Raw genomic sequence first — 14,523 nt, forward strand, 5'->3', positions numbered from 1 at the left:
ATTAATCCGGTTAATAGCGAGTGTTTATGTGCCATGTCAGTATTTATTAAGTCTTTTTACCAAAAATTTTTCCCAGCCCGTCAGTTGCTTATTCGTCAAAATGGCGAAGTTAAGCATGTTGTTTTGGCGCCTTGGTTTCAGCTTTTTACAGTACTGCTTATTTTAGGCACTATTACTTGGGTCGGTATTTCTAGTTTTCGTGTTTATAGCCAAACAAATAAAATTACCGACATAGAACAAAGCCAAATTGACAAACAACAAGTGTGGCAAAAGCAGGTCCAAGAACAAAAAGCACTGCACGCTAAGCAATTAGAGCAACTTGCAGTACTAGAGCAAAAGCAAGCACTTTTGCAAGGTATGATTGAATCCCTCCCCGCATCTATTAGTAAAGAGGCAATAAAACTAGAAGAACAACTTGAATCGCCTGTTGATCAAGACAAAGGCGAGTTTCATGAACCACTTGTAGATGAAGAACCGAAAAACAAACACGCTAGCCTTCTAACGCCAATCACTTTTGCCGCACGTTATGAGCGCTTAAATAAATACTACGAGCATAATTTTGCGCTTATTGATGCGCAAATTAATAAACGCCATGATGCAATTTTAGCGATGTTAAAAGGCGCAGGCTTAGAATCAGCCCTTGAACAACATTTAGCACTGGGCGCACAAACCAGTGCGCAAGGTGGCCCGTTAGATGTATTTGACGAAACTAAAATACCAGGGCAGTTTTTAGCCATTGTTGATAAGCTATTATTACTTAACAACCTTGAAAACTTTTTAACAGAGCTGCCTAACTCACTGCCCTTGCCTGCAGCTAAATACTATATTTCGAGCAACTTTGGGTTACGTAAAGATCCGATGAACAACCGCCGCGCTTTTCACAAAGGTGTTGATTTAGCCGGCTGGCATAAAACCGAAATTTTTGCCCCTGCTGATGCACGTGTATTGCGCGCTGGTAAAAATGGCGGCTATGGTAACTTTATCGAGCTAGAGCACAAAAATGGCTTGGTCACCCGTTTTGGCCACTTAAATAAAATTAAAGTGAAAAAAGGCCAAACAATTGCTAAAAATGAGGTAATTGGATTAATGGGCAGTACTGGCAGAAGTACCAGCACCCACTTACACTATGAAGTGTTACTCGATGGCAAACATGTCAATCCTCTAAAAATAACAAAGGCGCTTTCTCGTGTTCGGTAAAAAAAAGCAACCAAGTAGTCAAACTACGTTAAAAAGAGTAAATCATACCCCTTCTATTATTTCTGAAGATGTGCGCTTAACTGGCACACTTACCAGCCAGGGCGAAGTGCAGCTAGATGGCCGAATTGATGGCGATATAAAGGCAGAGCACTTGGTAATTGGCTCTACCGGCATTGTTGAAGGTGTGGTTGAAGCTAAAAGTGTCATTGTAAAAGGCAAAATTATTGGCTCACTAAACGCAAGTGAAGTGAATATTCAAAGCAGCGCTCACGTACATGGCGATGTTTTTCACGACACACTAAGTATTGATGCGGGAGCCATTATTGAAGGCAGCTTAAAACAGCGCTTTGAAAAAGAAGAACCGGAACTTATTAGCGAAGATTTAAAGCCGGCTAAAGAAGTAAAAACTTTGCTTGACGATGCTGATAGCGACTTGTCGTTTGTTAATAAGCAAGCCGCTGATAAAGCCAAATCTAATTAAGCGCTCATTACTTTTTCTCGGTTATGTACATCGTAATATCTGCAGTGAACACCAGTTCATTGCGGGTATTGTAAAGCTTAACTGGCACCACTAAATCTTCTTTATCTACCCATTGGCGAGGCAAGTCGATTTCTGCAATAGCAGTTACATCGGTATCAACCTTTGCTAAATAGTGTACCGTCATTCCTTTAGGGATCCAGCGATGCGTTTTATAAGGCACGGTGGCATCTACCATTACACCAGCACACAGCTCAGCTAAGTTACATTGTGCAATAGCATGAATAGTCCCAATATGGTTATGCACACTACGGCGGTTTTTTACGACAGCGCTACAGTGCCCTTCTCTTAAATCGAGTACGTAAGGTTTCATTGAGCCAAAATACGGGGCTTTTATGCATACCGCTTTGCTAAACAACCAATTGCCAAAAGGTAAGCGTTTAAATTTAAGCCAAGTTTTTAAAAGGGCTGATTTATTACTCATTGTTATTTCCCATTTTGTGTTTATAAATTCAAATTAACACATCAGACCAGTTAAAAAAAGCGCAATTCACCGCGCTGTTAATCCTAATGTCATGAAATATTTATCACAATAAAGCGTGGCTCACTCATAAGCCCTTTCTTTTTTATAAGCGGGCACCTAAAATAGCCAGCAAAAGGAGACCTAATGCAAACACAGCCCGCTAAACCTAACTTAATTTTATTACTCATCTTAGCGTTACTCGTAATATTTTGCCCTATGGCAATTGATATTTATCTTCCCGCTTTTCCAACTATTGCCACGCAATTTAACGTAACCGAACAGCAGGTTCAGCAAACAGTGGCTATTTTTATGCTTACTGTGGGTTTAGGGCAATTAATTGCAGGGCCGCTTGCTGATAAGTTTGGCCGAAAGCCGGTAGCGGTTGTAGGTGTTAGCTTGTATGCAGGCTCAGCCTTACTTGCCTACATGGCGCCCTCTTTTGCTGTATTAATGTTTGCACGCGCTCTGCAAGGGTTAGGTGCATGTGCTACGTTTGTTGTTGCTTTTGCCATTGTACGTGATAAATACGGCAGCGAACGCAGCGGGCAAATGATTACCTATTTAAATGGAATAGTGTGTTTTATTCCTGCGCTTGCGCCTATTTTAGGTGCTTGGCTTACCGTGCAATTTGGCTGGCGCATGAACTTTATGTTTTTAACCTTATTTGCGTTAGCGGGCCTAGTTATTACGCTCACCTTATTTAGAGAAACCCGACCTGCTGATAGTCACTACCAAGGGCATATATTGGACTTACGCCGCTTTGTGCCAATATTAAAAACACCGATATTTTTATTTAATAGCTTACTGTGTATGGTCGCCATGTCGGCGATTCTTGTGTATGTCACCTTGGCACCTGGGTGGATAATTACGCACTTAGGGGGCACCGTTGCCGACTTTACTTTTTGGTTTACGCTCAATGCCGTATTAAGTATTGTAGCCAGCTTTATTACGCCCATTTATATTAAACGTAATAGCCAAAAAGCCCTGCGCGTTGGGGTTACAGTATTGGTGGCCTCTGGCATATTAATGATTGCACTTAGCCATATAGAATCGGCCATTGCGCTTATGCTACCTATTTTAATTGCAGCACTTGGTTTTGCCCTAAGCTTAGGCTCTGCGGCTGGTATGGCGTTATCGCGCTTTCCTAAACAAGCCGGTACAGCCTCTGCCTTAATTGGTGCTATGCAAATGAGTGGCGCTAGTGTGCTTGTGTTTTTAACGCAATATTTAGGCCTTAGCACACCTTGGCTAATTGCTTTTCATTTATTGTTACTGGCACCACTTTGGCTAATTTTAATGAGTAAAAAAGCCCATACATTGCACCCGGTTAATACATGATCAACCCTGATTTTTTAGCATCATTTTTACTGGCGAGCTTTTTAATGGCGGTGGCCCCTGGGCCATCAAACGCATTTTTAATGGCGCAAACATTTGCCAATGGCAGAGCGGCAGGTATGCAAAGCGCATTTGGCTTTGCTTTAGGTGGAGTAATACACACATTTTTTGCTGTTATTGGATTAAGCGCGGTGTTAAAAGCCTCGCCCACCGCTTATAGTGCAGTACAGTACTTAGGCGCGGCTTATTTGTGCTATTTAGGGTTTGTGATGATTAAAAGCACTTTTTCGCAGCCAAATACCGCCGATTGCGCTAGTGATGATAAGCCCCATGTAAGCACCAGTAAAAAGCCAAATGTCATGTTTCAAGCCATGATGACCGAGGTATTAAACCCTAAAGTCGCGTTATTTTTTATTGCTTTTATCCCGCAGTTTGTAGACCCAAGCTTATCATCGGCAACGTTTCAATTAGCATTTTTTGGCCTGCTCTACCCTATTTTTGCTTTCCCAATTGACTGTACGTATATTTACTTTGGCGACAAAATAGCGCAATTTTTCAAAAAATACCCACATAGCCAACTTTGGATAGACCGAGTGACCGGCATGGTATTTATTGCACTGGCCATTAATTTATTATACTAATTACACTAAATTGGTATTACTTAACCAAAGCCTTGGTTACTCAACAAAATAAGATGCAGCATGGAACAAAAAAAACAATCGCTACCCGCTAATAAAAATATTGCCTTAGTTGCGCATGATGGTAAAAAAGCCGCGCTTAAATTATGGTGCGAAAAACACAAAGAAGCCTTAAGCAGACACACCTTATACGGTACTGGCACCACAGGCCATTTAATCGAAAAAACCACCGGGCTAGAGGTTATTCAGCTATTAAGTGGTCCTATGGGGGGCGATCAACAGCTAGGAGCTAAAATTGCCGAGCACGAAATTCATGTATTGGTGTTTTTTTGGGATCCGTTGGCATCACAACCACACGACCCTGATGTTAAAGCATTACTGCGTTTAGCTGCTGTTTGGAATATTCCTGTGGCCTGTAATGAAGTCAGCGCCGACATGTTATTAAGCTCGCCCTTAATGGACACTGAGCTTGAACGTACTTTGCCAGATTACGAAAAATACCTCGCAACCCGACAAATCAGTCTTTAAAGCCTTTTAAGCTACTTATAAAGCATGCTGGCCCATTTTGTTAGGCCAGCCGTTACACTACCAAAGTGATCGCCATTGAGCATTTTAATATCACCTAAATGCTCACTTAACGCGGCTTTAATAAGTGGTGACTGCGCACTCCCCCCTGTTAAATAAATAACGTCTGGGGTGGTTCCTGCATCGGTAATTGCTTGTTTTGCTAACGTTACTATTTGGCTAATACTACTTTCTACTGCAACCGCTAAATCGCTAACCGATAGGTTTTTACTAAGGTCATTATCTAAAAAGCGAAGATCGCAATCAAAAGCATCTGCCGATGAAAGCGCTATTTTAGCCGCCTCACCTTGCTGTACTAACTGATGGCCCTGTTTATTTTGCTGTAGATGAATTAAGCGTTTGAAAAGCGCAGGTGCACTGACATCGCGTAATTGGGCAGTGAGTTCTCGATAGTGGCTTTCACTATAAAACTGACTTTGTAAATTTACATCATTAATTTTACAGGCTTGCCAAAAAGGTTGGTTTGGTAAAGGTAGGCCGGATTTAAAGGTACTGCCTAAACCAAGCAATGGCATTAAACCATGAAAACTAAGCGCTATATCTAAGTCATTCCCGCCAACTCGCTTACCGCTGTGGGCTAAAAAGTCACTATCGCGCTCACTGTTACCTCTAAAGCTTGGCCCCATTTGTACAAACGAGCAATCGCTGGTACCACCGCCAATATCAATAACCAGCACTTTTTGGTCTTCCACTAAACTACTTTCGTAATCAATCCCTGCTGCAAGCGGTTCGTATAAAAACTCAACGTCTTTAAAGCCCGCACGCTTAGCTGCGCGCTCTAAAATACCTACAGCTTGCTGATTTGACTGCTCACCGCCAACAGCCTGAAAGTTAACTGGACGACCAATAACCGTTTGCGTCAATGGGGTTTTAAGTGAAAGCTCTGCGCGTTGCTTTATTTTTAAAATCATTGCCGTAGCAATATCTTCAAAAAAATTAATTTGCCCTTGCTTTAAGCCTGTGGCACCAAAAAACGATTTAGGAGATTTTACAAAGTAGCCTTCTTCAGGAAACTGCACATATTCACTAATGGCTTCACGGCCAATAAAAAGCGTTTCATCTGTAGGTTGTAAATCAAGATCTGACTTAATACGTGGGAGTGTATTTAATAAAGCTTGGCGCTGCGTTAAAAAGTCATGCTCGTGGGCAGTGCCTTTTACATGCTTTGCCACAAAGTCGACAACTAATGCGCTATGGTGCGTATAAAGAGTAGAAGGTAAATAATGTTTTCCTTGCTCAAGTGGCACTAACTGTACTTCCTCTTGCTCCATAACACCCATGGCACAATTAGAACTACCGTAATCAAAACCTACAAACATACTTCACCATACATTAGAAAAAGGCCGCGCAATTTAGCATACTTTGCCAAAATTATAAACGCTAATGACCCTCCCTCACCCTTAAAAAGCTCGCAAATCGTGGTAAGCCATGCTTTGTTAACCCATGGTACCGATACGTTACCGTGCTACCTATAGCCGGAGGTGTTTGGCGCTGTTCGTTACTAAAGCCCGTGCCTATTTTAAATATTTGCCCATGAGGTGTTTTTACTTTTAATGCACCTAACATACCGGTGTATTTTCCTTTACCCGGTAAATGTGCAATAACAACCGCTTCAGCATCAAGGTAGGGCTTTAACTTTAATAATGTATTACTGCGCCCGCTTTTATGTTTAGCATTGGCTAAATGCAGCATCACCCCTTCAGCCCCTTGCTTAGTTAAATCTTCAAAGTACGCTGTTAATTGGGCTGTGCTAGTAAAGCGGTGTTGCTTAACTGCAGTTATATGCTGCTTATTGATTTGTTTTACCAAGGCTTGGTAGTTTTTATAACGCGCACTAAAAGGAAGGGTTGAGTCTGGCATATCAAATATTTGATAGCGTATAGCGTGCCAATCTGAATTACTGGGGCGTTTAGTTCTTACAATCCCACTGACCAAAGAAAATTGAGTGCGCGCTATCCACAGCTCCCCATCTAACCAAACATTTGGTAATGGCGCCGTAAACCAACTCGGGGCGTTAATCGCATTTCCTTTACGGGTAATAAATTTATCGCCCGTCCATATTGCTCTTACACCATCAAATTTTTCACTGACGAGGTATTCACTAATATTGCCATGTTTAGATTCATCATATACTTTTGCCAATAACACCTGAGGCTGCGCCGCAAAGAGAAGCGATGAGCCAATTAAGCTGGCAATGAAAAGTAAGTACTTTAGCTGAGCCATTACTGCATCCCTGCAAATAAAATAAGGCTATAACTATAGTTGAGATTCGACCCACTGCCAAAACTCACCTAGGTCAGCCATTTTGTACGCCGCCTTACTAAAGTCATGGTCAATTGTATGATGATTTGCAATCGCAACGACTCTAACCTGTGCATTAGTTGCAGCACAAACGCCCGTAAAGGTGTCTTCTACAGCAATTGCATGCTCTGGGGCTACATGTATGTGCTCAAGTGCTAAAAGGTAAGGATCGCCTGCTGGCTTTGGATTTGTTACATCGTCTTTTGTCACTACAGTATCAAATAACTCATAAAAACCTAGCCCTTTTAAAATAGGCATGGCTTCGCTGCGAGCACTACCGGTAACTAGCGCCATTTTTAGCCCACTGTTTTTAACAGCGTGTAAGGTTTGCTCAGTAAAAGGCATAACAGGCGGTAAATTAGTTTTTACGTATTCACCAAATAATCGATATTTTTCATCTGCTAAAAATTGTGCACTGACGGCTAAATTATGATCATTTTTAATATCAATTGCTGCTTCTAACGTTGGGCGCCCTGAAAAGCGCTGACAAAACTCCACTTCGTTATAACTTACATTGTAGGGTGCAAGCAGCTGGCTCCAACACTCAAAGTGCATGCTTTCAGAGTCAACTAGCGTGCCATCCATATCAAACAATACTGCGTTTAAGCTCATCCTCATTCCTTAAATTTTAACGTTAAAAAAAGGCGCCTAGGCGCCTTTAAAATATTATGCTGTTAAGCCAGCTGGTGGCTCAGCAAATGCTTCCTCACCGGTTTCAACATCAACCAGCTCGTAGCCTCGGGCTTTGCGCACAACCTTAAGTACTGGTTTTTCTAGCGCCGTTTTTAAACGATCGGCATCAGCTGCTAGCTCATCTAGCGTTGTACCAAAAGGTGCTGCGCCTGTTTCTGACCAATTAGTTACTTTGCCATTTAAGTTATATTCTACTTCGTGTATTTGGTATTGCGCTGCTTCATCTTTCGTTGCTTCACAAAAAATTACACGGTAGTTCCAAAATCCAGCCATTTTTCTATCTCATTAAAGTTAATTAACGCTACTTTACCAGCTTTATAAAAACATAAAAGCCTGCACAAGGCAGGCTTTTAAAAATTAATAAAATTTAAGGTTATCTTTAGAAGAAGTTAACTTTAAATTCAGCACCAATGTAGCGAGGTTCATTAACAATCCCAGAGTTGTTACTAAAATCTACACCACCAATAAATACTTCTTCATTCGTAATATTGCGGGCAAAAGCAGATACCTCGTATTCGTAATCTCCATCGAACCACTTATAACCAGCACGCACACCGCCTTCAAGCAACGCCTCACCAGTAAACTCTACTGAGTCATATAAAAAGAAATCTATTTCACTACGGTAAGACCAATCAGTGTAAGCATAAAACTCTCCGTCACCAAGTTCTTTAGTATAACGAAGGGTAAAGTTAGCAATCCATTCAGGGGCATGCGGTAAGCTATTTCCATCTAAACTATAACCTTGCTCAGTTAGAGGGTCAGTAATAGTACATGCAAAACAACCAGAAGCGAATAGCTCATCATCCTGCAGTTCTGTATTGTTATAGCTGAAGTTAAACGTCATATCAAACTCATCGTTTAAAACCCACTGCGTATCAACCTCAAAACCATAACCAACTGTTTTATCTGCATTTAATAATCTAGCTGTATTTCCAAATTCACCACCAACAGCTGTTAATTGCTGATCACTCATTTGGTAATAAAAAACTGTTGCATTAACACGGCCACTACCATCTAGAACATCAGATTTAATACCTGCTTCAATAGAGTTTATAGTTTCAGAATCAGCCACAGTAACATCGTCACTAAATAAAATACGGCCCTGAACGCTAGGCGCACGGAACCCATTCGCGGCGCGTACGAATAAATTTACATCATCAGAGTATTTATACGCGGCAGCTAAGTCCCATGAAACGTGGCTATCTTCAGGTGAGACTGATTTAGTTAAATCAGCAATTACAGCATCTGGAGATGAATAACGAGAAGCAGTAAAATCCCTTTCATCATCAGAATAGCGAAGGCCGGCTGTAACCTCTAACTTTTCTGTTAATTGAAACTCTGTTGAGCCAAATAATGCCCAAGCAGTAGTTTCTTGATCTTGTCTAACATACCCTGTCAAAAAGTTTGCGCCTAAACCATCGTAACCGTATGTTTCTATAACTTGATCTTCTTTGTAATAAAAAGCACCAACTTGATAATTAAAATCACCATCAAAATTACTTGATAGACGTAACTCTTGAGAATATTGATCGTGCTCTGGTAATGCATCTGCAGTTTCAGAAGCTAAAAAGATAAAACCTGGACCCATTTCAGGAGTTGGGCATCCCGGGATAAAGGTATTTCCACAACCAAAACCACCATCCACATCTGCTCGAGAATAAATTTCAGCACTTTCCCACCCAGAAATAGAAGTTAATGTATAATCATTAAAATCGTATTCTAGCTTTAGATTTGCCCCTTGACTTTCAACATTTTGCGTCGAATATTGGACAGTATCTTGAGTTATAACCTCTGAATCAAAGCCTGATACAGCGTTGTTTGTTCCGCTTTCAATAGCATTTGCATGAAAAACAATAGGAGAACCATTTAAGTCACGCGTGTGGTAGTTAAATAGAGCATTAAAATTATCATCTTCGTACAAAAATTGTATACGCGCAGCCGTTTCCTGATAACCACCGGTGGCATCATCAATAATATTCCCTTCTAACCTATTATCAATGTAGTCGTCTCGCTCTTGCCTTAAAACAGAAACCCGCGTCGAAAGTTTATCAGTTAAGCCTGTACTTATAGCACCTTCAAAGTCTATCGAATTAAATGAGCCATACGATAACGAAGCGTACCCCTCTAAATCTTGTGTTGGTCGAGCAGAATCAATTTTAACCAAACCAGCAGGTGTATTTCGTCCGAACAATGTACCTTGAGGGCCACGTAACACTTCAACACGGCCAGTATCAAATACCGGGAAACCTTTTAATATAGGACTTTCTTGAACAATTTCGTCTACAACTAATGATACAGGCTGTGAGGAGTTAAGGTCAAAATCAGAATTACCCAAACCACGAACATAAAAACGTGGAAACGTACGACCATATGAAGATTCAACTGAGAGACTTGGAATTTTCGCATTTAAAAAGCGAATATCCATTCCTGCAGAGCTATAAGCATCTAAACTATCACCTTGTAATGCTGATGCTGAAACTGGCACTTCTTGGGCGTTTTCTACACGTTTACGAGCTGTAATCTGAATAACTTCTAGTTGATTGCTTTTTTTAGCGGTATCTTCTTCAGCAGCAAAAGCCGAAACAGATGTACCAGCAGCAGATAGTAGTACTGCATTAATAATGGTCGCTATTGCAGATTTTTTTAATGATTTCATGTCGGGTATAAACCTTTTGTATGCACTCTTGTTCAACGGTTTTTTGTGTTGCGCAATGTATTCATTGCGGGCTCGTACAATTTTTCGCGTCTTGCTTTATGGCGCGCGGACCTCATCACCGAGAGTACAAAAACGGAGTAATGAGGCTGAACGAACGATGAAGATTATACCATCGTATTACAAATTTACTGCATAAATACGTACAAAAAAGTAAACTTTTTTGCAACATTTAACCTCATTTTATAGCTTTTTTACCCGCATTTAGATGCAAAAGACTAATAATGCGGACATATGTCCTTTCTTTTAAAACCCACTTTAAAGTAGCAAATTGCGTGTTTTTACAAATAAACCCAAACTAGAAACGCGCAGTTAAAACCCGTTAATGCTTGCTAAATTTTAAAGGCTAAATTCATTGAGTGCGCTTTAACGCAATTTCTCCATCAATGTGAATATCGCGCTGTGGAAACGCAATCACCACATCGTGTTTTTCAAAAACAGCATAGATACTAAAACGGATATCACTACGTACTTTTCTGAGCATGGTTTCTGACTCTGCACAAACCCAAAAAATTGCATTAAACACCAGTGAGCTATCAGCAAAGTCGTCAAATAAAACAGAGGCTTTTGGATTTGTTAGTATCGCATCATGCTCATCAAGTACTTGTTGAATTAACGTTTTAACTAACAATACATCGCTGCCATAAGCAACACCTACGCTAACCGAGGAGCGGGCATTACCGTCTATTAAGGTCCAGTTAGTCACTGTGTTTTCTAACAGTTGCGAATTAGGGATTAACATATGCACACCATCGTTACGGCGAATGCGGGTAGAGCGCGTATTAATAGTTTCTACTACGCCCTTTGCATTACCCACTTCTAAAAAGTCCCCAATACGAATTGGCCGCTCCCACATTAAAATCCAGCCACTAATAAAGTTATTAATAATGTTTTGCGCACCAAATCCAACCCCAATGGCTATTGCCCCTGATACAAATGCAAAGGCCGTAAGCGGAATACTTAAAACCTCTAACGAGGTGAAAATTAATATTGCGATACTCAAAATAAAATAAATGCGCGTAAATAGGTGCACCGCGTCTTGGCTGATTTTTTTTGCCAACAGTGTTTTTTTAATAAGTTTGCCAATGCGCGTTACTACAAACCACATAGCAAATAAAATTAAAGGAACTTGTATAACCTTAGCCACAGTGATGTGTACGTCGTTATAGGTAAAAATAACCAAGCTGAGATAATGTTGAATGTGTTCGAGCGTCATATATTTTCCAAAGTATTATTTATTGTTTGTTATTTGTTCAGCAAAAATGAGTGTGGTTCAGTCTTCGCTAAGCTTAGCACGGCATAATAGTGTTAAAACGCTAAGTTAATAGGTTTAACGTTTTTGTTAAACAATTTATTAACTCTTTATTGCACCGAGTGCTATATAAATAGTGTACAAGCACTGGAGATTACATATGTCACAACTTACTTTAAATCAAAGACTCGCTACTTTGCAGCCGCAGGTAGATTTAAATTTGTTTGAAAGCAGCCTAGATTACCGCAATAAAATTTTGTGCCTTCTTGCTGAGCAAGAACAAACACTTGCTACTATTAATAAAGAATTTGGCCAGCAATCTAATAGCTTTGGTTCTGAAAAACGCTTTGTTCTTGGCTATAACTAGCCTTTAAAAAACACACACAATACAATATTTAAGTAGCCTTACGTTTATTTTTAAGGCTACTTTTACCTCCAAATCGCATTTTTAGTAGCTAATTTGCGTTTAAATCCCGCTTAATACCGATAAACTTTATTGTATAAACGCCAAAATTTGATAAGTTAACTGGGTTTTCGACTCGAAAAGCCTATTTCGGCTCATCTTTTTATGGAGTTATTATGCGTAAAACACTGATCGCCACTACTATTGCTAGTGCCCTAATCCTATCTGCTTGTTCATCTAACGAAACTCAGAACACAGCTAAAGAGAGCGCAGCACAAGTGCAAGATATGAACGCAAACAATGTATTATTCAAACCAAGCCCATTACAATACATGGCACCAGAGTTTGATAAGTTTGGTACAAAAGACTACGAAGCAGGCTTTGATGCAGGTATTGCTCAGCACACTGCGCAAGTTCAAGCTATTGCAAACAACCCAGAACCAGCAACATTTGAAAACACACTTGTTGAGATGGAAAAATCTGGTGAGTTGTTAAACCGCGTATCTGCTGCTTTTTACAACCTATCGGGTTTAATTTCAGATGACGAGTACCAACGTATAAGCAAAAAAATGGCGCCGGTATTATCTGCTCACTCTGATGACATTTACCTAAATGGTCCGTTATTTAAGCGTGTACAAACTATTTACGACAATAAAGATTCGCTTAACGCTGAAGATCAACGCTTAGTTGATTTCTACTACAAGCAATTTGTAAAAGCCGGTGCTAAGTTAAGCGATGCTGAAAAAGCAAAAATGCGTGAAATAAACGCTCAGCTTGCAGAGCTATCTACTGCTTTCTCTCAAAACATTTTAAAATCGTTTAAAGAAGACGTTATTGTTGTTACAGACAAATCTAAACTTGCTGGCCTATCTGAAGGTGAAATTGCAGGCCTTGCAGCCGCAGCTAAAAAAGCAGGCAAAGACGGCTACATGATCACCCTGGTTAATACCACTCAGCAGCCTATCTTATCAAGCCTTGAAAACCGTGAGCTACGCGAGCAAATTTTTAAAGCCTCTACAAACCGTGCTGCTAAAACTAACGGCCCTATCATTATTGAAGAAACTAACCTGCGTGCACAAAAAGCAGAGCTGTTAGGCTTTAAAGATTGGGCATCGTATGTAATGACTTCGCGTATGGCACAAACAACCGATAACGTGTACGGTATTTTAGATGACCTTGCACCAAAAGCTGTTGAAAAAGCCAAAGCAGAAGCGGCCGCTATCCAAAAAGTAATTAACGATTCTGGCGAAAGCTTTGAGCTTAAGCCATGGGACTGGGCGTTTTACGCAGAAAAAGTACGTGCTGAAAAGTACGACCTAGATCCTGCGCTAGTTAAGCCTTACTTTGAAATGAACTCTGTGATCCATGATGGTTTATTCTTCGCAATGAACAAGCTTTACGGTATCACCTTTAAAGAGCGTAAAGACTTACCTGTTTACCACGAAGATGTAACAGCGTACGAAGTATTTAACGCAGACGGCAGCGCTATTGGTTTATTTTACATGGACCCATACGCACGTGAAGGTAAGCGTGGCGGTGCATGGATGAGTGCATATGTAAGCCAAAGCGGCTTAAAAGGCACTAAACCGGTTATTTACAACGCACAAAACATTCCAAAACCAGCTGAAGGTGAGCCTACGCTAATGACCTTCGACGAAGTATCGACTATGTTCCATGAATTTGGTCATGCTGCGCACGGTTTATTCTCAAATGTTAAATACCCAAGCCTAGCGGGTACTGCTACAGCACGTGACTTTGTTGAATTTCCTTCACAGGCACATGAAGACTGGATGATTGAACCTACGGTACTTGCTAACTACGCTAAGCATTACAAAACAGGTGAGCCAATTCCACAAGCATTACTTGATAAAGTACTAGCATCGCAAAAATTCAACCAAGGCTTTGGTACTACTGAATACTTAGCAGCTGCTTTACTTGATATGGAATGGCATTCATTTGGTTCTGATAAAAAAATCAGTGATGTTCAAAAGTTTGAAAGCGATGCGCTAAAAGCACACGGTATTGATTACTACCCAGTGCCACCGCGTTATAAATCAAACTACTTTAGCCATACTTTTGCCGGTGGTTACTCAGCAGGTTACTACGCCTACCTATGGACTGAAGTATTTGCAGCCGATGCGTTTGCCCATATGGAAAATAACGGTGGCCTAACCCGTGAAAACGGTGACAAGTTCCGTGAAGAAATCCTATCAAAAGGTAACAGCCGCGACTTAATGCAAAGCTACATTGAGTTTAGAGGCCAAAAACCAACAACAGACGCACTTCTTAAGCGCCGTGGTTTAGTTGATTAATAACCTCGTTTATTAATTTTAACCTTATAAAAGCCCGCTTGCGGGCTTTTATTGTTTATAACAGATAAACTAACCACACTATAAATTATAAAA

Annotated in this window: 14 protein-coding genes; 7 read left to right on the plus strand and 7 right to left on the minus strand. The window is 40.5% G+C overall.

The features are described 5' to 3' along the window. The first annotated feature begins 33 nt into the window (after positions 1–33). Both PAT01_RS03755 and PAT01_RS03760 read left to right on the plus strand, forming a co-directional pair. Positions 34–1,197, plus strand: coding sequence for a M23 family metallopeptidase (locus PAT01_RS03755; RefSeq protein ID WP_154944776.1), 1,164 nt, complete (start codon positions 34–36; stop codon positions 1,195–1,197). Beyond that, entirely contained in the window at positions 1,187–1,678 is a 492-nt protein-coding gene (locus PAT01_RS03760; RefSeq protein ID WP_004587381.1) for a bactofilin family protein, read from the plus strand. The genes PAT01_RS03755 and PAT01_RS03760 overlap by 11 nt, the downstream gene beginning before the upstream one ends. A gap of 7 nt (positions 1,679–1,685) precedes the next feature. Here PAT01_RS03760 and PAT01_RS03765 read toward each other — a convergent pair whose 3' ends face one another. Continuing rightward, positions 1,686–2,159, minus strand: a complete 474-nt coding sequence (locus tag PAT01_RS03765; RefSeq protein ID WP_029773430.1) for a hotdog fold domain-containing protein — start codon at positions 2,157–2,159, stop codon at positions 1,686–1,688. 183 nt (positions 2,160–2,342) lie between these two features. Between PAT01_RS03765 and PAT01_RS03770 the strand changes: the two genes are divergently transcribed. From PAT01_RS03770 to PAT01_RS03780, 3 genes are read left to right on the plus strand one after another with little or no spacing between them, the layout of a single operon-like run. Further along, on the plus strand, positions 2,343–3,536 hold the full coding sequence (locus tag PAT01_RS03770; RefSeq protein WP_055252998.1) for a multidrug effflux MFS transporter: 1,194 nt from the start codon (positions 2,343–2,345) through the stop codon (positions 3,534–3,536). Beyond that, positions 3,533–4,174, plus strand: a complete 642-nt coding sequence (locus PAT01_RS03775; RefSeq protein WP_154944778.1) for a LysE family translocator — start codon at positions 3,533–3,535, stop codon at positions 4,172–4,174. Before PAT01_RS03770 ends, PAT01_RS03775 begins: the two co-directional genes overlap by 4 nt. A 60-nt stretch (positions 4,175–4,234) precedes the next feature. Further along, positions 4,235–4,699 (plus strand): methylglyoxal synthase, encoded by a 465-nt coding sequence (locus tag PAT01_RS03780; RefSeq protein ID WP_004587385.1) that lies wholly within the window; start codon positions 4,235–4,237, stop codon positions 4,697–4,699. An 11-nt stretch (positions 4,700–4,710) separates the two neighbouring features. Here the strand turns inward: PAT01_RS03780 and yegD are convergent, their stop codons facing one another. The 6 genes from yegD to PAT01_RS03810 form a co-directional block, all read right to left on the minus strand. Beyond that, positions 4,711–6,075: a molecular chaperone gene (gene yegD, locus PAT01_RS03785; RefSeq protein WP_154944780.1), complete on the minus strand. Its 1,365-nt coding sequence runs from the start codon at positions 6,073–6,075 to the stop codon at positions 4,711–4,713. A 61-nt stretch (positions 6,076–6,136) separates the two neighbouring features. Next, the gene (locus tag PAT01_RS03790; RefSeq protein ID WP_154944782.1) at positions 6,137–6,979 is read right to left on the minus strand and encodes a DNA ligase; all 843 of its coding nucleotides are present in this window, start codon (positions 6,977–6,979) and stop codon (positions 6,137–6,139) included. A gap of 33 nt (positions 6,980–7,012) precedes the next feature. Then, positions 7,013–7,669: an HAD family hydrolase gene (locus tag PAT01_RS03795; protein ID WP_154944784.1), complete on the minus strand. Its 657-nt coding sequence runs from the start codon at positions 7,667–7,669 to the stop codon at positions 7,013–7,015. A 54-nt stretch (positions 7,670–7,723) separates the two neighbouring features. Beyond that, entirely contained in the window at positions 7,724–8,023 is a 300-nt protein-coding gene (locus PAT01_RS03800) for a hypothetical protein (protein ID WP_004587389.1), read from the minus strand. A gap of 106 nt (positions 8,024–8,129) precedes the next feature. Beyond that, entirely contained in the window at positions 8,130–10,406 is a 2,277-nt protein-coding gene (locus tag PAT01_RS03805; RefSeq protein WP_154944786.1) for a TonB-dependent receptor, read from the minus strand. Between the two features lie 409 nt (positions 10,407–10,815). Further along, positions 10,816–11,679 (minus strand): mechanosensitive ion channel family protein, encoded by an 864-nt coding sequence (locus PAT01_RS03810; RefSeq protein WP_154944788.1) that lies wholly within the window; start codon positions 11,677–11,679, stop codon positions 10,816–10,818. A 196-nt stretch (positions 11,680–11,875) separates the two neighbouring features. On the opposite strand from PAT01_RS03810, the gene PAT01_RS03815 reads away from it, so the two are divergent. Next, positions 11,876–12,082: a hypothetical protein gene (locus tag PAT01_RS03815; RefSeq protein WP_004587392.1), complete on the plus strand. Its 207-nt coding sequence runs from the start codon at positions 11,876–11,878 to the stop codon at positions 12,080–12,082. Between the two features lie 212 nt (positions 12,083–12,294). After that, a complete protein-coding gene (locus tag PAT01_RS03820) occupies positions 12,295–14,430 on the plus strand; it encodes a M3 family metallopeptidase (RefSeq protein ID WP_154944790.1) in 2,136 nt (711 codons plus the stop codon). Positions 14,431–14,523: the final 93 nt, after the last annotated feature.

This window comes from Pseudoalteromonas atlantica (assembly GCA_007988745.1).
Taxonomy (GTDB): Bacteria; Pseudomonadota; Gammaproteobacteria; order Enterobacterales; family Alteromonadaceae; genus Pseudoalteromonas; species Pseudoalteromonas atlantica.

Excerpts from the sequence above, each read along its gene's own strand:
- PAT01_RS03765 (WP_029773430.1), bottom strand. The coding sequence starts at position 2,159 with ATGAGTAATAAATCAGCCCTTTTAAAAACTTGGCTTAAATTTAAACGC.
- PAT01_RS03805 (WP_154944786.1), bottom strand. The coding sequence starts at position 10,406 with ATGAAATCATTAAAAAAATCTGCAATAGCGACCATTATTAATGCAGTA.
- PAT01_RS03815 (WP_004587392.1), top strand. The coding sequence starts at position 11,876 with ATGTCACAACTTACTTTAAATCAAAGACTCGCTACTTTGCAGCCGCAG.
- PAT01_RS03780 (WP_004587385.1), top strand. The coding sequence starts at position 4,235 with ATGGAACAAAAAAAACAATCGCTACCCGCTAATAAAAATATTGCCTTA.
- PAT01_RS03795 (WP_154944784.1), bottom strand. The coding sequence starts at position 7,669 with ATGAGCTTAAACGCAGTATTGTTTGATATGGATGGCACGCTAGTTGAC.
- PAT01_RS03810 (WP_154944788.1), bottom strand. The coding sequence starts at position 11,679 with ATGACGCTCGAACACATTCAACATTATCTCAGCTTGGTTATTTTTACC.
- yegD (WP_154944780.1), bottom strand. The coding sequence starts at position 6,075 with ATGTTTGTAGGTTTTGATTACGGTAGTTCTAATTGTGCCATGGGTGTT.
- PAT01_RS03755 (WP_154944776.1), top strand. The coding sequence starts at position 34 with ATGTCAGTATTTATTAAGTCTTTTTACCAAAAATTTTTCCCAGCCCGT.
- PAT01_RS03775 (WP_154944778.1), top strand. The coding sequence starts at position 3,533 with ATGATCAACCCTGATTTTTTAGCATCATTTTTACTGGCGAGCTTTTTA.
- PAT01_RS03800 (WP_004587389.1), bottom strand. The coding sequence starts at position 8,023 with ATGGCTGGATTTTGGAACTACCGTGTAATTTTTTGTGAAGCAACGAAA.
- PAT01_RS03820 (WP_154944790.1), top strand. The coding sequence starts at position 12,295 with ATGCGTAAAACACTGATCGCCACTACTATTGCTAGTGCCCTAATCCTA.
- PAT01_RS03790 (WP_154944782.1), bottom strand. The coding sequence starts at position 6,979 with ATGGCTCAGCTAAAGTACTTACTTTTCATTGCCAGCTTAATTGGCTCA.
- PAT01_RS03770 (WP_055252998.1), top strand. The coding sequence starts at position 2,343 with ATGCAAACACAGCCCGCTAAACCTAACTTAATTTTATTACTCATCTTA.